Here is a 19,998-nt window from a genome sequence, read left to right as displayed (position 1 = left end):
TGATCGATGGCCGCAGACACGTCCGCGCAGCCGTTGACCGGCTCGCGCCTGATCCTCGCCGGCTTCGTGCTCGCGTTGACCAACTTCATGGTCGTGCTCGACACGACGATCGCCAACGTGTCGGTGCCGCACATCTCCGGCGGTCTCGGCGTGTCGCCGACGCAGGGGACGTGGGTCGTCACCTCCTATTCGGTTGCCGAAGCGGTCTGCGTGCCGCTGACCGGCTGGCTGGTGCGACGGTTCGGGACGATCCGGGTGTTCATGGCGGCGATGATCGGCTTCGCGGTGTTCTCGGGGCTCTGCGGCCTCGCGCCGACGCTGGGCTCGATGGTCGCGTTCCGCATCGGGCAGGGGTTCTGTGGCGGTCCGCTGATGCCGCTGACGCAGACGCTGCTGCTGACGATCTTTCCGCCCAAGCAGCGTGCGGCTGCGATGGGGGCATGGGCGATGACGACGGTGACCGCGCCGATCCTCGGCCCCATTCTCGGCGGCACGATCAGCGACAACTGGTCGTGGCCGTGGATCTTCTACATCAACCTGCCGATCGCGATCTTCTGCATCATCGGCGTCTTCACGCTGCTGCGTCAGGCCGAGACGAAGACCGAAATCGTGCCGATCGACCGTGTCGGCCTGATCCTGATGGTGGTGTGGATTGCCGCGTTGCAGGTGATGCTCGACCTCGGGCGCGAATATGACTGGTTCGGGTCGAGCTTCATCGTCGGTTGCGCGGTGATCGCGGCGATCGGCTTTGCCACCTTCATGGCGTGGGAGTTGACCGAGCGTAACCCGATCGTCGATCTGCGCGTGTTCCGGCATCGCGGGTTCAGCGTCGCGGTCGCAGCGCTCGCGTTCAGCTTCGGCACCTTCTTCGCCTCGGTGGTGATCATCCCGCAATGGCTGCAGTCGACGATGGGGTACACCGCGACCGACGCGGGCTATGTCACCGCGTTCAACGGCGTCCTTGCGGTGATATTCTCGCCGATCGTCGCCAAGCTCAGCAACAAGGTCGATCCGCGTGCGCTGGTCTGCTTCGGGATCTTCTGGCTCGGGCTCACCTCGGTATTGCGAACCTTCTGGTTCAGCGGTGCCGATTTCTGGATCCTCGCGGCGCCGCAGCTCGTGCAGGGGCTGGGGATGCCGTTCTTCTTCATCCCGCTGACGATCATCGCGCTGGGGGCGGTCGATCCCGACGAGACCGCGTCGGCCGCGGGCGTCATGAGCTTCCTGCGCACGCTCGCCGCGGCGATCGGCACGTCGATCGGCAGCACGCTGTGGCAGAACGGCGCGCAGCAGAACCGCGCCGAGCTGACGAACGTGCTGAACGGCAGCGACCAGGTGATCGCGACGATGACGCAGCGCGGTTTCTCGGCCGAGCAGGGGCGGGGGATGATCGAACGGCTGGTCGAGCAGGAGAGTTTCGCGCTCGCGACCAATCACATCTTCGCACTTGCCGCGGTGATCTTCTTCGCGTCGGCGGCGATCATCTGGCTGGCGCCGCGCCCTGCGCGCCCGGTGGACGCGTCGGCCGCGCATTAGCCGCGGTCGATACCCGTGTCTGGGAGGTGTCGGGCACGGGATGGCGGTGTTCGTACATCATCCCGAAATATTCGGGACAAGTTCGCATGCGACGGGTCGGTTCACGCAGTCTTGCCGGAGCGCCCCTATGCCGATGCCATCACGATCGACCGACTGCAGTACCGGGCGCCACCTGCCACGCTCACGCCATCGTGACGTCGCCGATGCGCTCGTCCAGCGATCGGCGTGTCGCAGTTGCGGCGTCACGATCGTCAAGTCCGCGATCAGCCGGCGCTGGATCATATCGGGGATGCTCGGCTGATCCCCGGTGCGCGAGAGCGGACTCGCGACGGGCGACCTGCCGGACGATCACGGTGTTCGTGACGCGCGGACGCTCAGCGTGCGCCGGGTACCGCAGGTGTCGCGTCGCTGCCGTTCCGCCACGTCTCGGCGCCGGCGCGCGGTAGCTCACGACGCGTGATCGCACCGTCATGGTTGCGATCGAGCGCGGCGAACCGCACCGCGGCGGCCTTGACGAATTCGTCCTTGTCGACGCCGCGATTGAAGTTCGCGTCGGCGGCGATCACGGGTTCGGGAAGATCGAACAGGCCGTATCTCCCCGCGCCCAGCCGCTCCGACGCGAGCGGGGTCGCCTGTTTGCCGCCCGATCCCCGATCGCCGCGATCGCCGGACTTCTGCGCGCCACTGACCCGCGGGCTCGAGCCGCGCCCCTGCCTGACGCGGATTTCGGGGACGAGGACGTTTTCGTACCAGCCGATATCCTCGGGATCGATCTCGCCGTCCTGACGCCGGTCGAGCATCGCGAAGAAGCGGAGCGCATCGCGTTGGAACTCGCTCGCCGTCAGCCGGCCATCATGGTCGGCATCCGCCTCGGCGAACCACAGCGCCTGCGCCGCGCCGGGCTTTTGCGTCGAACGGAACGGCTCGCCCATCGGACTGATGAACAGCTGTCCGCGGCCCTGCTGCGCACGCTTGGCGGGACGGTCCTGCGCGCTTGCGCCGGAAGTGATGATTGCAAGACCGACCCCGATCAACGTCGTCAACTTCATGCCTGTCCTGTCTTGCGCAAGAGGGGGAGGGGCTTGCTATGCCGCCGCATCATGTCGGCAATACGACGCGCGCGACGAGGCCGCCACCGGGCCGGTTGGTGATCGTCGCCTCGCCGCCATGCGCCCGCGCGACGGCGCGCACGCTGGGCAGGCCCAGCCCGATGCCACCGGTATCCCGGCTGCGCGAGCGCTCGGCGCGGAAGAACGGTTCGAACGCCCGCGCCAGATCGTCGGGGGTCATCCCGGGACCGGCATCGCTGACCTCGATGATCGCGGTGTCATGCTCGCGGTGGAGCCGTACCTCGGCGTGGCCGGCATATTTGACCGCGTTGCCGATCAGGTTCGCAAGCAACGCCTTCAGCGCGGGCGCGTCACCATGGATTGCAAGCGGCGGCCCGGGCTGAAGAACCGCCTGATCGCCATGGTCGGCGAAATCGTCGGTGATACTCTCGGCCAGCGATCGCAGATCGAGCCGCTGGCGACGGACATCGCGGGTCATGTCGCGGACGAACGCCATCGCCGCGCCGATCCGCTGGCTCATGTCCCTGATGTCTTCCTCGGTTGCGTCGCGGATGTCGGCGGGGGCCTTTTCCAGCCGCAGCGACAGACGCATCAACGGCGTGCGCAGATCGTGCGCGACCGCCGCGATCAGCGTCGTCCGGTCCTCGACGTAGCGATTGAGCCGTTCCTGCATGAGATTGAACGCGGTCGCCGCGTCCCGGATCTCGGGGGATCCCGACAGGGGCATCGGCGGTGCACGCGGGTCGCGCCCGAGACGCTCCGCCGCGGCCGAAAACAACGCGATCGGCTGTGCGACCCGACGCGCGAGCAGCCAGGCGATCGGCGCTGCGACCGCCACCGCGACGAGGAACCACAGCACGATCCGTGCCTGCCAGGGGCCGAACGACTCCCGCGCGGGACGGATCACGCGCCACCGGTCGCCCGACGCGCGGATCGAGACCGCAAACTGGCCGAACAGCCCGTTGTCGACCGCAAACTGCCGGGGCAGCCTGGGCACGCCCATCGGCATCGGCGTGCGGAACGCGCCGACCATCAGCGGCGGTCCATAGTGACGCGCCTCGACGACGACCGCGCTGGCGGGCAGCGCGAGATCGGCGGCGATCATGCGAGCGAGCCGGCGGTCGCGCGCATCGCCCGGCTCGATCGGCGCCTCGTCGGTCATCCGGACTGCCAGCAACCCCGACGGGTCGCGCCCGGCGCGCGCAACCGCGGCGATCCGGCTCGTCGAATAGACGATCGGCGTCGGCGGCGGCACCAGCAGCACCGCGGCGAAGTTGAGCACCTGGACGAGCAGGACCGTACCGAGGATCAGCACGAAGATGCGCAGGAACAGGGGCCAGCGCTGCCGCAGACGCGCCGTGGTCAGCCGGCTCGCCGCGTTTGGTCCGCTCGCCGAATTCACAGCCGGACGACCCGGGGGACGAAGAAATAGCCCTCGTTCCTGATCGTGCGAATGACCTCGTCACCCCGCGACCGGAGCTTGCGTCGCAGCCGGCTGACCTGCACGTCGATCGCGCGGTCATAGGCCTCGGTATCGGGGCCGCGCGCCGCCTCGAGCAGCGCGTCACGCGCCAGGACGCGGCGCGGACGCTCGACAAAGGCGCGCAGGACGGCGAATTCGCCATCGGTCAGGTCGACGAACATGCCGTCCGCGTCGAACAGTTCGTGCGCAGCAAAGTCGACGCGCCAGCCAAGGAACCCGAACGCGCGGCTCGCCCGGGTGTCGGCATCGGTGCGTTGTCGAAGCGCGGCGCGGACGGTGGCGAGGATCTCGCGCGGGCTGCACGGCTTGGTGAGGTAATGGCTCGCGCCGATCTCCAGCCCGAGGATCCGGTCGGGCTCCTCGCCGAGCGCGCTCAGCAGAACGATCGGGGGGCCGCCCTTCTGGCTGAGGCGACGGCATGCCGACAGGCCATCCTCGCCGGGCATCATGATGTCGAGCAGGACCAGCGAGACGGGATGTCGCGCGAGCATCACGTCCATGTCCTGCGCATTCGCCGCGGTCTCCACGCGGAAGCCGTGCATGCCGAGGCTGTCGGCCAGCAGGGTTCGGATGGCCTGGTCGTCGTCGACGATGAGCAGGACCGTTTCGGCAGGCAGGGGCGGATTGCTGGTCATCGTCGTCGCTTTATGCCGCTTATGTGTGCCGAATGTTTCACGAATTCGATCCGCGTGGCGATGCGCGCGGTCGCGGCGTCGCCTAGCGGGGAAAGCGGAGGCGGACGATCAGACCGGGTGCGGCGTCTTCGAGTGCGATGGTCGCACCGATCCGCGTGGCGGCGGAGCGGACGACCGCCAGTCCGAGGCCGCTGCCCTCCGCGCCGTCGCCCGCCTCCAGCCGGATGAAGCGATCGAACACGCGGTCGCGGTCAGCGCGCGGAATCCCCGGGCCATCGTCGCGCACCGACAGTGTCACTTCGTCGCCCGGCACGTCGCCTGCGGGCGCGATCGCCACCGTCACCATGCCGCCACGACGATTATAGCGTATGCCGTTGTCGACGAGGTTGCCGACGATCTCGACGATCAGCGTGCGGTGACCGGTGACCATCACCGGCCCGGCTTCCGCCTCGAGCTGGAGTTCGACATCGGCGTCGATCGCCTGCCCGATATGCCGGCTGATGACGCGGACCGCGACCTCGCGCAGGTCGACGCGTTCGAGCGGGGCAGACGCGCCGGCTTCCTCCGCACGCGCCAGCGCCAGCAGCTGGGTAAGCAGGCGTTCGAGCCGCGCGCTCGCATCCGCAATCTCGTCGAGCGCTTCGCTCGATCCCCGGCGGGCGAGCGCGACCTGGACCTTGAGCACCGCCAGCGGCGTGCGCATCTGGTGGGAGGCGTCCGCGGTGAAGCGTCGGGTCGCGGCGGTGGCGGTGTCGAGCTGCGCGAGCAGCCGGTCGAAGGCGGTGGCGAGCGGGCGCAGCTCGAGCGGCAGCGGACCGGTTTCCAGCGGCGACAGATCGGGCGCGGCTCGCCCGTCACGCGCTTCGACCGCGCCCCGCAGCCGCGAGAGCGGACGCAGGCTCCACCCGAGCGCGGGGCGCACGAGCAGCACCGCGATCCCCACCAGGAGGATCTCGCCGACGAGCAGCGCGATCATGAGGCGCCGCGACAACGCGCTGCGGCCGTCGAGCGTCTCGGCGACTTGGACCACCACGGGGCGATCGATCGCGGGCAAGGCGCGGCGGACTTCGGCAATGCGGATGCGCTGTCCGCGGTAGCTGGCGAAGCGAAAGCGCGGCTCGTCGATCGTCAGGTCGTTCGGGCGGGGGGCGGGCAGGTCGGCATAGCCGGTGAGCAACGTGTCGCCTTCGGCAATCCGGTAATAGACGTTGTCGCGCTCGCTGTTCTCCAGCATCCCGAACGCGGCGGGGGGAAGGTCGAGCGTGACGTCGCCGCGTTCGACCTGCACCGTCTCGGCAATCGCGCCGAGCGCGCCAGCGAGCACGCGGTCGTTCGTGCGGCGCACGACGTCGGCGATCAGCGTCGCGCCTGCCAGCCCGAGCAGGATCGCAACGGCGACCAGCGGCCCGACCATTGCGAGCAGCAGCCGTGTGCGGAGCGCGATCGCGCGCCGTAGTGGACTGCCGCGGCTATCCCGCATCGATCAGATAGCCGACACCGCGGATCGTCCGGATCTGGGGCCCGGCATCGCCGAGCTTGCTGCGCAGTCGCGTGACGTTGACCTCGATCGCATTGGGCCCGACGGGCTCGTCGAAGCCGAAGACCTCGGCCAGCAACAGGTCGCGCGGGACCACCTGTCCCGCCCGCGTCGCGAGCGCATCGAGCACCGCCCATTCCCGACGCCGAAGGTCGAGCACGCGACCCGCGACCTCGGCATGCCCGGTCGACCGGTTGAGCGTCAGCGCGCCGATCGTGACCATCGGCATCGGATCGCCGCCGCGTCGTCGGCCGAGCGCCCTGACGCGCGCTTCGAGTTCCTCGGGCTCGAACGGCTTGCGCAGATAGTCGTCCGCGCCGAGGTCGAGCCCGCGGACCCTGTCGTCGAGCCCGTCCCGCGCGGTTAGCATCAGCACGGGGACGCGCTCGCCGGTGCGCCGCATCCGTTCGAGCACGACGAAGCCGTCGATATCGGGAAGGCCGACGTCGAGGATCACGAGCGCGTAGGGCTCGCTCGACACCAGCGTCAGCGCCTCCTCGCCGCTCGCACAGTGATCGACCGCATGGCCGTCCGCACGAAGGAGCGCGCCGATGCTGCGGGCGAGCGCGGCATCGTCTTCGATCATCAGGATTCGCATGACGACCGGCGGTGAAAGGTTGCTGACAGGTCGGGCTTGTATCGCATCGTCAGGCTTATCCGAGCACAGAAGCGGAAAAGCGAGAGGAGCCGGGATGCGAAAGATCCTATTTCTGATGATGTCGGCGGTTGGCGCAGCCCAGCCGGGCCATGCCGTGGCGCAGCGCCCGGTCGGCTATCCGCGCTCTTATGACGCGCTGATCGCCGATGCGCGGACCGAGCGCGTGCTGACCGTCTACGGCAATGCCGACCGGAGCGAGCTCGTCGCGGTGGTTGCCGCGTTCAGGCGGACCTATCCCGGCATCGCGGTGCGCTATGCCGATCTCGGCTCGGCCGAAATCTACCGCAGGCTGGTCGCCGAGACGCGGGCCCGTCGCCCGTCCGCGGACCTGGTCTGGTCGTCGGCGATGGACCTGCAGGTCAAGCTCATCAACGACGGGTTCGCGCAAGGCTATGCGAGCCCCGAAAAGCCGGCGCTCCCGGCACGGTCGGTGTGGAAGAACATGGGCTATGGCGTCACCGCCGAGCCGATCGGGATCGTCTATAATCGCCGGCTGATCCCCGATGCGGCAATGCCGCGCAGCCATGCCGCGCTCGAGGCGGTGCTGCGGCAGCGACGCGCCGTGTTCACCGGCCGCGTGACGACCTTCGATCCCGCGCGCTCGAATGTCGGCTATCTGTACATGGCGGAGGATCTGGCGATCACCCGCGACAGCCGTGCGCTTTTCCAGGCGATCGCGGCGACCAGGCCCGTTCTCTCGGCAACGACCGAGCCGATGCTCGCCGCGGTCGCCGCAGGGCGCCAGGCGATCGCGTACAACGTCATCGGCTCCTATGCGCTGGAGCAGGCGAAGCGCGATCGTCGGCTCGGCGTGGTGTTCCCCACCGACTACACCATCGTCACCTCACGCATCGCGTTCATCGCCCGCAACGCGCGTGCGCCGGCCGCCGCCAAGCTGTTTCTCGACTTCCTGCTGTCCCGCCGCGGCCAGACGCTTCTCGCCGAACGCAGCCTGTGGCCGGTGCGCACCGACGTGCGTGCGCGTCGCCTGCCAAGCGTGCAGGCGCGGCCGATCCGCGTCGGGCCGCAATTGCTCGTCAATCTCGATCACATCACCCGCCAGCGCTTCCTTCGCGACTGGCAGGCGACCCTTTCCGGAGCTTCCCGATGACCCTGTTGCGTACCGGCTGTGCAGTGATTGCACTCGCAGTCGCCACTCCTGCACTGGCGCAGACGCCGAGCCAGGCCGATCTTGCCGATCTCGTCCGCGCGCAGGCGGCGGAAATCGCTGCGCTGAAAGCCCGGCTCGACCGGATCGAGGGGCAGCAGGTCGTTGCCGCGTCGCCGGCCCCCGTGACGACGGCGCCGACACCGACAACCACCCCGGCGACACCGCCCGTCGCGGTCGCGCAGGCGACGCCGGACTCGCGCCGCACGATCCCGTTCGCGCCGCAGCTCGTGCCGCCGGGCCCCGCCGATCGCGACGTCGCGCAGGCCGCCGCCGCGCGCGACAATCCCTCGGGCATCACCACCGAATGGGGGGCGGGCCTGCCGGTGTTCCATTCGGCCGACGGCGTCTACACGTTCAAGCCCCGCGGCCGCATCCTTGCCGATGTGAGTTCGTCGTTCGGGTCGAAATCGGACACGCGCAACCTGACGACCACGGGCATGCGCGCGCTGCGCCTCGGGCTCGAAGGCGGGGTCGGAACGCATTTCTTCTATCAGATGGAAGCGGACTTTTCGGAGAACGAGGTCGATGTCGTGACCGCGTTCATGGGCTGGCGCGACCGGATCAAGCCGGGGCTCGATTACGACGTGCGCGCCGGGCACCTGTTCAACGACCGCGGATTCGAGGGCTCGACTGGCTCGGACTCGACGCCGTTCCTCGAACGCACGACGGTCGCGACCGCGATCATTCCGCAGCGTGGTTTCTACGGGATCGGCATCATGCCGCGCCTGTTCTGGAAGACGGGGCATGCGTCGCTGACGGTCACCGGCGACCGTGTCGACGGCACGCAGGCGGTCAGCGACGGCCGCACCGTGCTCGCCCGTGCGCACTGGAACCCGATCAAGACCGACAGCGCGGTGCTGCATCTCGGCGCCTGGGGCTTCGACGAATCCTTGTCCCCGGCCGCGACCACGCTGACGCGCAACACCGTGATCGGTGGTCGCTTCAACGGCGGCCTGCGCGTGTCGACGGGGCCGTTGATCGGCGGAACCGGAACGACCGGCTATGGGCTCGAGCTAGGCGGCTATCGCGGGCCGTTGTGGCTGATGGCGGAGGCGGGGCGGCGCGACGCGCGGCTCGATGCCGGGCGCCCCGACTTCACGAGCAAGGCGTGGAGCCTGTCGGGCGGGTTCTTCCTGACGGGCGACCTGCCGCCCTACAACCCGCGACTGGGCAGCTTCGGCCAGCCCAAGGTCAAGCGCCCCACCTTCGACGGCGGGCCGGGCGCGATCGAGCTGACCGGACGCTATGAAAGCCTCGATTACACCGACCTGCTGACCGGCGGCGAGGGATGGGCAGGGACGCTCGGCGTCAACTGGTATCTCAACAGCTTCACGCGGCTGCAGGTCAACGCGATCCACTGGAATACCGACAACCGCAGCGGCGCCGTGATCGGCAGCGACGATGGCGAGACCGTCAGCGCGCGCGTCGCGGTGACCTTCTAACTCCCCCATAAGGATTGCTCGCATGAACCTGGCTTTGCTTGGCTTCCTGATGGTGGCCACCTTCATGACGCTCATCATGACCAAGCGGATGACGCCGCTGGTCGCGCTGATCGTCATCCCGACGATCTTTGGCGTCGCCGCCGGACAGGCGGCGGGTCTCGGCGACATGATGATCGACGGGATCAAGAACCTCGCCCCGACCGGCGTGATGCTGTTGTTCGCCATCCTGTTCTTCTCGACGATGACCGACACCGGCCTGTTCGATCCGCTGGTCGGGCGCCTGATCCGGATGGTGCACGGCGACCCGACGCGGATCCTGCTCGGATCGGTCGTGCTGTGCGCGCTCGTCAGCCTCGATGGGGACGGATCGACGACGTACATCATCACGATCGCCGCGCTGCTGCCGCTGTACAAGCGCTACGACATGAACCGGCTGTACCTGTGCTGCCTGTTGATGGCGACGAGCGGGATCATGAACCTGACGCCGTGGGGTGGTCCGACCGCACGTGCGGCAAGTGCGCTGAAGCTCGACCCGGCGACGGTCTTCCTGCCGCTGATCCCGGGGATGATCGCCGGGCTCGTCAGCCTGCTGGCGCTGGCGGTCTGGTTCGGGCGCAAGGAACGCGCGCGGATCGGTGCGGTCCAGGTGCGTGACGAGGCCGAATTCACGGGCATGGCGGTATCGCAATATCCCGAAGCGCGCCGGCCAAGGCTGATCTGGTTCAACGGCCTGCTCGTCGTCACGCTGCTGACGCTGCTGGTCTGGGGCGTGTTGCCGCTGTCGGTCCTGATGATGATCGCGTTCGCGATCGCGATGATCGTCAACTATCCCGGCGTCGCCGAGCAGAAGGAGCGGATCGCCGCGCATGCGGGGAACGTCCTGTCGGTGGTGTCGCTGATCTTCGCCGCGGGCATCTTCACCGGCATCCTCGGCGGAACCGGCATGGTCGAGGCGATGAGCAAGGAAGTGGTGGGTGCGATCCCGCCTGCGTTCGGCCCCTATATGGCGCCGATCACTGCGGTGCTGAGCCTGCCGTTCACCTTCTTCATCTCGAACGACGCCTTCTATTTCGGGATGCTCCCGATCCTCGCCGAGGCGGGCGCGCATTACGGTGTCTCGCCGATGGCGATCGCGCGTGCGTCGCTGATGGGACAACCCGTCCACCTGCTCAGCCCGCTGGTGCCGTCGACCTATCTGCTCGTCAGCCTCGCCGGGATCGATCTCGCGGATCATCAGCGCTTCACGCTGCTTCCCGCGGTGATGGTCTGCGCGGTGATGACGCTCGTCGGGATCATCGCGCTCGCCTTCCCGTTCGTCGCAGGCTGAGCCGAGCTTGCGCGCCCCTTGTCCCGACACCGGAGTCCAGCGATGGAACGACATCTCGAACCCTTGATGCTGCTGCCCGCAATGGGCTGCGACGGCCGGCTCTGGTCGCGCCAGATCATGGACCTGGGCGATCTGGCCCACCCCGAGTTTGGCGATCTGTCGCGGGACTCGAGCATCCACGCCATGGCGGCGCGGGTGCTGGCGGACGCGCCGCCGCGGTTCGCGGTCGCCGGCGTGAGCCTCGGGGGCTATGTCGCGATGGAGATCATCCGGCAGGCGCCCGATCGCGTCACGCGGATCGCCCTGTTCGGGACGCGCGCATCGATGGAGGCCCGACCGCGGTCCGTCGCCGATCAGGGGTCGCTGGCCACCGCGCCCCACGCCGATCCGCAGCTCTCGGCAATCGTCAGCGGCCCCGTCCAGGCGATGGCGGAGCGGGTCGGACCAGGCGTGTTCGACCGCCAGCAGGAGGCGCTGCTCGCGCGCCCCGACATCACCGAGGCGATCGCCGCGATCCGCGTGCCGACCCTGGTGGCGGTCGGCGACCGCGACCGGATCTGCTCGCCCGACGATGCCAAGGCGCTGGCCGCGCGTATCCCGGGGGCGGCGTTCCACATCCTGCGCGCGTGCGGCCATCTGTCGCCGATGGAACGTCCCGGGGAGGTGACGATGCTCCTGCGTGGCTGGCTGGGCGGGGGGCCCCGCCGGCTTCGACGGCCGCGGGCCACACCCGGTGTCAGCTGATCGGTTTCTGCGTTGCGACGGTACCGCGGTGCATCACGAAATCGACATGTTCGAGCCGGGTGACGTCCTGAAGCGGTGACCCGGTGACGGCGATGATGTCGGCGGTCTTGCCCGGTGCGAGCGTACCGATATCGTCGCGACCCAGCAGGTCGGCGGCACCGACCGTGGCCGCGGCGATCGCCTGCGCCGGGGTCAGCCCGTTCCGCACCAGCAGCGCGAATTCGGTCGCGTTGTCGCCGTGCTTCGACACCCCTGTGTCGGTGCCGAACGCGACCTTGACCCCCGCGGCATAGGCGCGGCGGTGGCTCGCCGCCATCGCCGCGGCCGCGGACTCGGCCTTGACGATCGTCGCGGGCGGCAGCGCACCGCCGCGCGCCTGCGCAAGCGCGGCGACCGGCGCGATCTCGGTCGGCACCAGATACGCGCCCTTGACCTTGAAGAGCCGGATCGTCTCGTCGTCGAGGAACGTGCCGTGCTCGATCGAATCGACGCCTGCCTCCAGTGCGGCGCGCGTGCCCCCGATCGCGTGGCTGTGCGCCGCGACCTTGCGGCCGAGCGTGTGCGCGGTGTCGATGATCGCGCGCATTTCCTCAGGCGTCATCGCCCGGCCGAGACCGCCGCTGACGTTGGACAGCACGCCGCCGGTCGCCGCGAACTTGATGACGCGGGCGCCCAGCGCGACCTGTGCACGCACCGCACGACGGCAATCGTCGGGGCCGTCGCACAGGTTGACCTCCTTCGCATGCACCATGTCGGCGAATTCCTCCGCCAGACCGTTGCCGCCGTCGCCGTGCCCGCCGGTGACCGAGATCATTTCGCCGGCATTGGTGATCGTGGGACCCTCGACCGTGCCAGCGTCGATCGCGTCGCGCAGCGCCCTGATGCCGCGCGGGTCGCCGCCGAGATCGCGGACGGAGGTGAACCCCGCCGCAAGCGTGGTGCGGGCGTTGGCGACCGCGGTCATCTCGTCGTCGAACCGGTCGCGGTTGAGCGCCTCGAGCCGCGCGCGCATCGGGTCGCCACCGATCCCCCAGAGATGCACGTGCATGTCGACCATCCCGGGCAGGACGAACGCGTTGCGCAGGTCGATCAGCGTGGCGCCGGGCTCGGCAGCAACGAACCCGTCGCGCAGCTCCGCGACCTTGCCGTCGCGGACCACGATCGTGGTATTCCCGCGCGGCGGCTGGCCCGGGCGATCGAGTACCGCCCCTGCCTGTATGTAGCTCGTTCGCGAGGGCGCTGGGGGCGGCGTCTGCGCGAGCGCCGATGTCGCGACCGTCGTCGCCAGTCCGAGCAGCAATGCCTTGATCATGTCTTTCCCCCAGTTCGAGCCATTCCCCGCGATCGTCGTCGCGATCAGGAACCGCTCATCGCACGCTCGATCATGTTTGCGTAGATATCCGTCAGCATGATCAGGTCGTCGACCGCGACGGCTTCGTCGACCTTGTGCATCGTCGCGTTGATCAGTCCGAACTCGACCACCGGGCACAGCTTCGACAGGAACCGCGCGTCCGACGTACCGCCGGTCGTCGAGAGCTCCGGCACGACGCCCGTGACCGCTTCGATCGAGCCGGACAGCATCGCCGACAACGCGCCGGGCTCGGTCAGGAACGCCTCGCCCGATATCCGACCGGTGACCTGCGCAGCAGGGTCATGGCGCGCCGCCACCGCCGCGATCCGGTCGATCAGGTCGCCGCCGCGGTGTTCGTCGTTGAACCGGATACTCAGCCGTGCGCTCGCCCTGGCGGGGATCACGTTGTGCGCGGGATTGCCGACGGTGAGGTCGGTAACCTCGATGTTCGACGGCTGGAACCACGCATTGCCGCGGTCGAGCTCGATCGTGCCGATATCGGCGAGGATCGCGATCAGGCGCGGGATCGGATTGTCCGCAAGATGCGGATACGCGACATGACCCTGCCGCCCGGGGACCTCGATCCAGATGTTGACCGAACCCCGCCGGCCGATCTTGATGACGTCGCCCAGTCTGGCGGTCGAGGTCGGTTCGCCGACGATGCACAGATCGGGGACGACATCGCGCGCGACCATCCGGTCGATCAGCGCGCGCGTCCCGAAGGTCGCGGGCCCTTCCTCGTCGCCGGTGATGATCAGCGAGAGCGTGCCGGCATCGCTGCGGCCGGCGGCGGCGGCGAAGGCGGCGATCGCCCCCTTCATGTCGACCGCGCCGCGGCCGTAGAGCAGCCCGTCACGGACCTCTGCGGACCAGGGTGACCCGGTCCAGCCATCGCCGGGCGGCACGACGTCCAGATGCCCGGCAAATGCCAGATGCGGGCCGCTGCCCGTCCGGATCGCGAGCATGTTCTCGACCGGACCGTCGGGCGCCTCGCCGACGACGAACCGGTCGACCGCAAAGCCGATCGGGCGCAATGCCGCGTCGAGAACGTCGAACACGACGCCCCGTGCCGGCGTGACGCTGTCCGCCGCGAGCAGCGCCTGCGCCAGCGCCAGCGGATCGATCATCGCGTCGGGCTCGACGCGGGCTGCTCATATTGTTCGATCACCCATTCCTCTTCCTGCGCACCGGCGATCCAGTCCTGCATGAAGGGGTGTTCGAACATGGCCTGCATATAGCCCTGCGCGAAGCGGGCGATCGGAAGCTGATAGGTCACGATCCGCGTGACGACGGGGGCGAACATGATGTCCGCCGCGCCGAACTGCCCGAAGAGGAACTGGCCGTCGCCACCGAATCGCGCGCGCGCCTGCGCCCAGAGTTCCATGATCCGCTGCAGATCGACGAGCACGTCGTCGTCGGGACGCTGCGCCGGGAAGATCTGCCGGACGTTCATGCTGTGCTTCTTGCGAAGCGCGGCGAAGCTGGAGTGCATTTCCGCTGCCATCGAGCGCGCCATCGCGCGCGCCGCTTCGTCGGCGGGCCAGAACCGGTCGCGACCGACCTTGTCCGCGAGATAGTCGACGATCGCGAGGCTGTCCCACACGACCGCCTCGCCGTCCCACAGGATGGGTACCTTGCCCGACGAGGGCGCGAACTCGTCACCCTGCCGGCGCTTTTCCCAGTCGGCGTCGTACATCGGCACGACGACCTCTTCGAAAGGCAGCCCGGAGTGCTTGCACGCGAGCCAGCCGCGGAGCGACCAGGAGGAATAGGCCTTGTTGCCGATGACGAGTTTCATGGCCCGGGGACTAGCGGGCCGGACGGGCGAGGGCAATCTCTGCGGCCCCCGCCGGATGCGCGGGTGTTAGCTGACCGCTTCGACCACCGCCGCGCGCAGCTCGGGGATGCCCATGCCGTATTCGCTCGACGTGACGAGGATGTCGGGATGCGCGGCGGGGCGCTTGCGCGCCTCGAGCGCGGTGCGCTCGGTGACCTCGACGAGTTCGGACGCCTTGATCTTGTCCGCCTTGGTCAGGACCATGCGGTAGCTCACCGCGGCCTTGTCGAGCATCTCGAGGATTTCGCGGTCGACATCCTTGATGCCGTGGCGCGAATCGATCAGCACGAGCGCGCGCTTGAGCACGTCGCGGCCGCGCAGGAAGTCGTTGATCAGGAACCGCCACTTCTTGACGACGTCCTTGGGCGCCTTGGCGAAACCATAGCCCGGCATGTCGACGAGACGGAACGCGAGCGGCGCGCCGACGTCGAAGAAGTTCAGCTCCTGCGTGCGGCCCGGCGTGTTCGACGTGCGCGCCATCGAATTGCGGCCCGTCAACGCATTGAGCAATGACGACTTGCCGACGTTCGAACGCCCCGCAAACGCCACCTCCGGCACCGTCGCGTCGGGCAGGAATTCGAGCGTCGGCGCGGACTTCAGAAAGCCGACATGGCCTGCGAACAACTTCCGCGCATGCTCGAGCTGTTCCGCGGTGAACGGCGTGTCGGTCTGCTCGAGATCGGGGCCGAGGTGGGGGACGTCGTTCACTTGGTCACCGGAACTTTCAGACCCGGATGCCGGGCGTAGAGCAGCTTTTGCTGGATGATCGTCAGGCAGTTCGACGTGATCCAGTAGACCTGGAGGCCGACCGCGAACGGCGCCATCACGAACATCAGCACCCATGGCAGCAACGCGAAGACCTGCTTCTGCGTGTCGTCCATCGGCGTCGGGTTCAGCTTGAACTGGAAGTACATGCTGATGCCCAGAATGATCGGCACGACGCCGATCGCGATGAAGTGCGGCGGCGTGAAGGCGAGCAGGCCGAACAGGTTGAGCGGCGTCAGCGGATCGGGCGCGGACAGATCCTTGATCCACGCGACGAACGGCTGGTGACGCATCTCGATCGTCAGCATCAGCACCTTGTACAGTGCGTACATGATCGGGATCTGGAGCAGCGTCGGCGCGCAACCCGCGAGCGGATTGACACCCTCGGCCTTGTACAGCGCCATCGTCTCCTGCTGCAGGCGGAGCTTGTCGTCCTTGTGCTTCTCCTGCAGCGCCTTCGCCTTGGGCTGGACGGCGCGCATTGCCGCCATTGACTTGAACTGGCGCTGCGCGATCGGGAACAGCAGCCCGCGGATCGTGACCGTCAGCAGGATGATCGCGAGGCCGAAATTGCCGACCGTGCGGTACAGCCAGTCGAGATAGTAGAAGATCGGCTTCTCGACGATCCGGAACCAGCCCCAGTCGATCGCATAGTCGAGCTTGGCGACACCGCCGGCCTGATCGGTGTAGCGATCGAGCAGGCGGACTTCCTTGGCGCCGGCGAAGAAGCGCGAGACCTGCGTGATCGCCTGGCCCGGTGCGACCTGCTTGGGCTGGAGTGCGTAGTCGGCCTGATAGGCCTTGTTTGCACCCGCGCGGAACTGGCCGTCGAACGCCTGGCCCTGGTCGGGGATGATCGCGGTCAGCCAGTATTTGTCGGTAAAGCCGAGCCAGCCGCCGGTCGTCGTGAACTTCTGCGGCGCCTCGTCGATGTCCTTGTAGTCGGGACGATAGTGTGCGCCGCCATTGTCGACCGACATCGGCCCGACATGGATCGTCATCGACGACGGATCCTTCGAGATGCCGACGCGGTTGACGAGGCCATAGGTCGCGACGGGGACGGGCGCGGTCCCGGCGTTCAGGACGGTCTGGCGGACCGTGAACATGTAATCCTGGTCGACCGCGATCTGGATGCGGAAGCGCTGACCGGTGGCGTTGGTCGCGTCGAGCGTGACGGGGGTGGTGGGCGTCAGCGTGGTTGCGCCCGAGGGCGTCCAGACGGCGTCGGCAGCGGGCGGGGTCAGACCCTGCGCACGCCAGCCGAAGCTCGCGAAATAGGCGTCCGGCGCGCCCGCAGGCGACAACAGGCGGATCGGGGGCGAGTTCTTCGCGACCGTCTCGTCATAGCCCTTGAGCACGAGATCGTCGATCCGCGCGCCCTTGAGGTTGATCGAGCCGGAGACGCGCGGCGTCTCGATCCGGATGCGCGGCGTGCTCGCGATGACGGCGGTGCGGTCACCGATCGCGGCGGCACCGTCAGCGGCGGGATCCGCGGCGGGGTTCGCGAGCGGCTTGGTCTTGCCACCCTCGATCTTGGTGACCGGGGGATTTGCGGTGGGGAAGAACTTGCCCTGGATCATCGGCCATCCGAACAGGATGAGCGCCGCGATCACCGCGAACAGCACGAAATTCTGCTTGTCGTCTTTCACAGGGCGGCGTCTTTCAATTTCTCAGGCTTCAGCTCTGGGACTGGGTCGGGTCCATGCCCGCCCCACGGATGGCAGCGAGCGATACGCTTCGCCGCCAACCAGCCCCCCTTGAGCGCGCCATAGCGCCCAACGGCCTCGATTGCATAGGCGGAACAGGAAGGATCGTAGCGGCAAGTGGGCGGCAGGACGAGCGAAGGGCCGAGTTGCCAGCCGCGCGCGATGAGGATGAGGAGGCGGGCTAGCATGATGCAGCCGGGGCAATCCTGCCCCAATTTTGTTCTCCCGCGAAGGCGGGGACCCAGGCTGTGCTCCCCCCTTCGCGGGAGAACACGACACGGGGGGAGGTGACACTTTGGGCACCACGCCATGCATACTCACGCACTACCTCGGCGGAGGCCGGGGCCCAATTGGGGGCGCCGAGTAACCAATGGCGGCGCGTGGTCACGGCCGCTTTCCCGTTTGGGCCCCGGCCTTCGCCGGGGTGGTATCGGGAGCGGCTTGCGGCGTTACCTTGCGGAACGCCTTGCCCAGCTCGGTCCGCAACAACGCGTAATCGCGTTCGATCCCGCCATTGCGACCGATCAGCACGTGATCCGCCCCCGCAACGCCGCGCTCCGCCAACAGCTCACGCGCCAACGCCCGCAACCGCCGTTTCATGCGGTTCCGGACAACGGCGTTGCCGATCTTCTTGGTGACGGTGAAGCCGATTCGCATCGTGTCGTCACCATCGTCGCGGGGGCGCATGAGCAGGACGAATCCCGGCATCGGTGCGCGCTTCCCCGCATTCGCCGCGAGAAAATCGCGGCGCTTGTCGAGAATTGTTAGGCCGACAGCTTCTTGCGACCGCGGGCGCGGCGTGCGTGGATCACTGCCCGGCCGCCGACCGTCGCCATCCGTGCGCGGAAGCCGTGACGGCGTGCGCGTACCAGGTTGCTCGGCTGAAAGGTCCGCTTCATTGGTCATTCCCTAGGTCATCAAATAGAAAACGGCCGCCACGGGGACGGCCTTGATGGGTGGGCGCTTACGGAAACGGGGCGGGTAAGTCAATTGACGCTTCGCGTTTGTAGCGCGGATGATCCGGCTGGCGAGGCCTTGCTCCGGGTGTGGCGGCGCAGAGCGCTTCGCCGACGCATGACCCGGTCGACGAGATGCCCCGTTCGCGGCCAGCGCCGCTTCAGCCGTGCCCAGCGACGTCGGGCGCGCGGCGAATTGCGCAGCACGAGCACCATACCTCCGGCGAACAGGAATATTCCCGCCGGCCCGGGCACGGGCGCGAGCGCAGGGGCAATGACGATCAGCAGGCCGCCAAGTGCAAGCTGGCCGATACGGAAGACGCGGGGGCGGATGACGGTCACGGGCGGCATTTGGCGCTGGTGTGTTAGGATCGCAAGACGGCGCAAGGCCGCGAGGCATTGCGGGGATGCACATTCCGGTATGAATAGCACAGGACGTGGCAAAAACGCGGCGTTGCGGGGGAAACGCAGTGGCTGCGATCGTGTCGACGGTGGCGTATCTTGGGTTGGAAGCGCGCGCGGTCGAGGTGCAAGTCCAGCTGATTCCCGGACTTCCTGCCTTCAATCTCGTCGGACTGGCCGACAAGGCCGTCGGCGAAAGCCGCGAACGCGTGCGCGGCGCGATCGCCGGGATGGGGCTCGCGCTGCCGCCGAAACGGATCGCGGTGAACCTGTCGCCGGCCGATCTTCCGAAAGAAGGATCGCATTTCGATCTACCTGTCGCGCTCGCATTGCTCGCGGCGATGGGGGTGATCGACGCGGAAATGCTCGCCGATTATGTCGTCGTCGGCGAACTGGGGCTCGACGCGCGGATCACGGCGTCGCCCGGTGTCCTGCTCGCGGCACTCCACGCGTCGCAGATCGGCAAGGGGCTGATATGCCCGGCGTCGCAGGGCGCGGAGGCGGCCTGGGCCGGTTCGGTCGACGTGATCGCAGCGCCCGATCTGCTCGCGCTGATCAATCATTTCAAAGGCCATGGCCTGTTGCGAGCGCCCGAGCCAGGAACCGTCGACGCCGCGGCGCCAGGGCCCGATCTCGCGCAGGTCCGCGGGCAGGAGACCGCCAAGCGCGCGCTCGAGATCGCCGCTGCGGGCGGGCACAATCTGCTTCTTTGCGGTCCCCCGGGGTCGGGCAAGTCGCTGATGGCCGCATGCCTGCCGGGAATCCTGCCCCCGCTCGATGCGGCCGAGGCACTCGAGGTGTCGATGGTCCAGTCGGTCGCGGGGACGCTGACGGGCGGACGGCTGACGCGCACGCGACCGTTTCGCGCGCCGCATCACTCGGCCTCGATGGCGGCGCTCACGGGGGGCGGTGTACACCCGGCGCTGGGATTTGCACTGATGCACTGCCGGTTGCAGTGGGGATCAAGCAATTGCACTCGGGCAATAAACCATTCGATGTGGGAGAGCTAGCGGTCGTTTCTGGTTCAGATGAGAGGATGCAGTTTAGCGTGAAGGTTCACAATCGAGCGAGCTTTTAGGTATTGATAGACGGTCGATCGAGCTACGCCGTACCTGTCCGCTATATCGATGACCTTCTCGCCGTTTTCGAATCGTCGACAGGCATCGGCTGCTTCGGAAAATGATAGGCTTGGTTGACGCCCCCGCAATCTTGACGGTTTTGCTGCACGGCTTGCTCTTTGATGAATGTGCCATCTCAGCATCTCAAAAATGCAGATAAAGTCTAGTTATAACCTATGGGATACTCTGAGCAGGCTCTGCATATCGAACAACTCGCAACCGCTATCAATTATAATCGCGCAAATATCTATGGTCTCTCG

At 67.8% G+C, this 19,998-nt stretch carries 22 protein-coding genes; 7 read left to right on the top strand and 15 right to left on the bottom strand.

Going from position 1 to position 19,998, the window contains the following annotated elements; genetic code table 11:
* Positions 1–6: 6 nt before the first annotated feature.
* Both ASE72_RS00390 and ASE72_RS19990 read left to right on the top strand, forming a co-directional pair.
* Positions 7–1,536, top strand: coding sequence for a DHA2 family efflux MFS transporter permease subunit (locus ASE72_RS00390; RefSeq protein ID WP_056015418.1), 1,530 nt, complete (start codon positions 7–9; stop codon positions 1,534–1,536).
* Between the two features lie 127 nt (positions 1,537–1,663).
* A complete protein-coding gene (locus tag ASE72_RS19990) occupies positions 1,664–1,837 on the top strand; it encodes a hypothetical protein (protein WP_156350019.1) in 174 nt (57 codons plus the stop codon).
* A 73-nt stretch (positions 1,838–1,910) separates the two neighbouring features.
* On the opposite strand, the gene ASE72_RS00385 is transcribed toward ASE72_RS19990, so the two are convergent.
* The 5 genes from ASE72_RS00385 to ASE72_RS00365 form a co-directional block, all read right to left on the bottom strand.
* Positions 1,911–2,585: a hypothetical protein gene (locus tag ASE72_RS00385; protein WP_056015416.1), complete on the bottom strand. Its 675-nt coding sequence runs from the start codon at positions 2,583–2,585 to the stop codon at positions 1,911–1,913.
* Positions 2,586–2,634: 49 nt separating this feature from the next.
* On the bottom strand, positions 2,635–4,008 hold the full coding sequence (locus tag ASE72_RS00380) for a sensor histidine kinase (protein ID WP_235532171.1): 1,374 nt from the start codon (positions 4,006–4,008) through the stop codon (positions 2,635–2,637).
* The gene (locus ASE72_RS00375; RefSeq protein WP_156350017.1) at positions 4,005–4,724 is read right to left on the bottom strand and encodes a response regulator; all 720 of its coding nucleotides are present in this window, start codon (positions 4,722–4,724) and stop codon (positions 4,005–4,007) included. The genes ASE72_RS00380 and ASE72_RS00375 overlap by 4 nt, the downstream gene beginning before the upstream one ends.
* Before the next feature lie 82 nt (positions 4,725–4,806).
* A complete protein-coding gene (locus ASE72_RS00370) occupies positions 4,807–6,204 on the bottom strand; it encodes a sensor histidine kinase (RefSeq protein WP_056015412.1) in 1,398 nt (465 codons plus the stop codon).
* On the bottom strand, positions 6,194–6,847 hold the full coding sequence (locus tag ASE72_RS00365) for a response regulator transcription factor (protein WP_056018557.1): 654 nt from the start codon (positions 6,845–6,847) through the stop codon (positions 6,194–6,196). The genes ASE72_RS00370 and ASE72_RS00365 overlap by 11 nt, the downstream gene beginning before the upstream one ends.
* 106 nt (positions 6,848–6,953) lie before the next feature.
* Between ASE72_RS00365 and ASE72_RS00360 the strand changes: the two genes are divergently transcribed.
* The 4 genes from ASE72_RS00360 to ASE72_RS00345 are packed head-to-tail and all read left to right on the top strand — an operon-like array spanning position 6,954 to position 11,603.
* Complete coding sequence (locus ASE72_RS00360) at positions 6,954–8,030, top strand: ABC transporter substrate-binding protein (RefSeq protein WP_056015410.1); 1,077 nt, start codon at positions 6,954–6,956, stop codon at positions 8,028–8,030.
* Positions 8,027–9,532, top strand: coding sequence for an OprO/OprP family phosphate-selective porin (locus ASE72_RS00355; RefSeq protein ID WP_056015408.1), 1,506 nt, complete (start codon positions 8,027–8,029; stop codon positions 9,530–9,532). The genes ASE72_RS00360 and ASE72_RS00355 overlap by 4 nt, the downstream gene beginning before the upstream one ends.
* 22 nt (positions 9,533–9,554) lie before the next feature.
* Entirely contained in the window at positions 9,555–10,859 is a 1,305-nt protein-coding gene (locus ASE72_RS00350) for a CitMHS family transporter (RefSeq protein WP_056015406.1), read from the top strand.
* A 42-nt stretch (positions 10,860–10,901) separates the two neighbouring features.
* Complete coding sequence (locus tag ASE72_RS00345) at positions 10,902–11,603, top strand: alpha/beta fold hydrolase (protein WP_056015404.1); 702 nt, start codon at positions 10,902–10,904, stop codon at positions 11,601–11,603.
* Here ASE72_RS00345 and ASE72_RS00340 read toward each other — a convergent pair.
* From ASE72_RS00340 to ASE72_RS00300, 9 genes are all read right to left on the bottom strand, one after another.
* Positions 11,596–12,915: a metal-dependent hydrolase family protein gene (locus ASE72_RS00340; protein ID WP_056015402.1), complete on the bottom strand. Its 1,320-nt coding sequence runs from the start codon at positions 12,913–12,915 to the stop codon at positions 11,596–11,598. The genes ASE72_RS00345 and ASE72_RS00340 overlap by 8 nt on opposite strands.
* Positions 12,916–12,959: 44 nt before the next feature.
* Positions 12,960–14,081, bottom strand: coding sequence for a succinyl-diaminopimelate desuccinylase (gene dapE / locus ASE72_RS00335; protein WP_056015400.1), 1,122 nt, complete (start codon positions 14,079–14,081; stop codon positions 12,960–12,962).
* The gene (locus ASE72_RS00330) at positions 14,078–14,752 is read right to left on the bottom strand and encodes a glutathione S-transferase family protein (RefSeq protein WP_056015398.1); all 675 of its coding nucleotides are present in this window, start codon (positions 14,750–14,752) and stop codon (positions 14,078–14,080) included. Before ASE72_RS00330 ends, dapE begins: the two co-directional genes overlap by 4 nt.
* A 66-nt stretch (positions 14,753–14,818) precedes the next feature.
* The gene (gene yihA / locus ASE72_RS00325) at positions 14,819–15,415 is read right to left on the bottom strand and encodes a ribosome biogenesis GTP-binding protein YihA/YsxC (protein ID WP_056420495.1); all 597 of its coding nucleotides are present in this window, start codon (positions 15,413–15,415) and stop codon (positions 14,819–14,821) included.
* Between the two features lie 80 nt (positions 15,416–15,495).
* Positions 15,496–17,205: a membrane protein insertase YidC gene (gene yidC, locus ASE72_RS00320; protein ID WP_056015394.1), complete on the bottom strand. Its 1,710-nt coding sequence runs from the start codon at positions 17,203–17,205 to the stop codon at positions 15,496–15,498.
* Positions 17,202–17,450: a membrane protein insertion efficiency factor YidD gene (gene yidD / locus ASE72_RS00315; protein ID WP_056015392.1), complete on the bottom strand. Its 249-nt coding sequence runs from the start codon at positions 17,448–17,450 to the stop codon at positions 17,202–17,204. Before yidD ends, yidC begins: the two co-directional genes overlap by 4 nt.
* Before the next feature lie 196 nt (positions 17,451–17,646).
* Positions 17,647–17,970, bottom strand: coding sequence for a ribonuclease P protein component (gene rnpA / locus ASE72_RS00310; RefSeq protein ID WP_056015391.1), 324 nt, complete (start codon positions 17,968–17,970; stop codon positions 17,647–17,649).
* A gap of 56 nt (positions 17,971–18,026) precedes the next feature.
* Positions 18,027–18,161, bottom strand: a complete 135-nt coding sequence (rpmH, locus tag ASE72_RS00305) for a 50S ribosomal protein L34 (RefSeq protein ID WP_031393806.1) — start codon at positions 18,159–18,161, stop codon at positions 18,027–18,029.
* Between the two features lie 87 nt (positions 18,162–18,248).
* Positions 18,249–18,569, bottom strand: coding sequence for a hypothetical protein (locus ASE72_RS00300; protein WP_056015389.1), 321 nt, complete (start codon positions 18,567–18,569; stop codon positions 18,249–18,251).
* A gap of 119 nt (positions 18,570–18,688) precedes the next feature.
* Between ASE72_RS00300 and ASE72_RS00295 the strand changes: the two genes are divergently transcribed.
* Positions 18,689–19,630, top strand: a complete 942-nt coding sequence (locus ASE72_RS00295; protein WP_156350015.1) for a YifB family Mg chelatase-like AAA ATPase — start codon at positions 18,689–18,691, stop codon at positions 19,628–19,630.
* 14 nt (positions 19,631–19,644) lie between these two features.
* Here the strand turns inward: ASE72_RS00295 and ASE72_RS21145 are convergent, their stop codons facing one another.
* On the bottom strand, positions 19,645–19,881 hold the full coding sequence (locus tag ASE72_RS21145; RefSeq protein WP_082445692.1) for a helix-turn-helix domain-containing protein: 237 nt from the start codon (positions 19,879–19,881) through the stop codon (positions 19,645–19,647).
* Positions 19,882–19,998: the final 117 nt, after the last annotated feature.

It is taken from the genome of Sphingomonas sp. Leaf20 (genome assembly GCF_001421535.1).
Classification (GTDB): domain Bacteria; phylum Pseudomonadota; class Alphaproteobacteria; order Sphingomonadales; family Sphingomonadaceae; genus Sphingomonas.
Note: the sequence above shows the minus strand (reverse complement) of the source record. Positions and strands in the feature narration are given on the sequence as shown.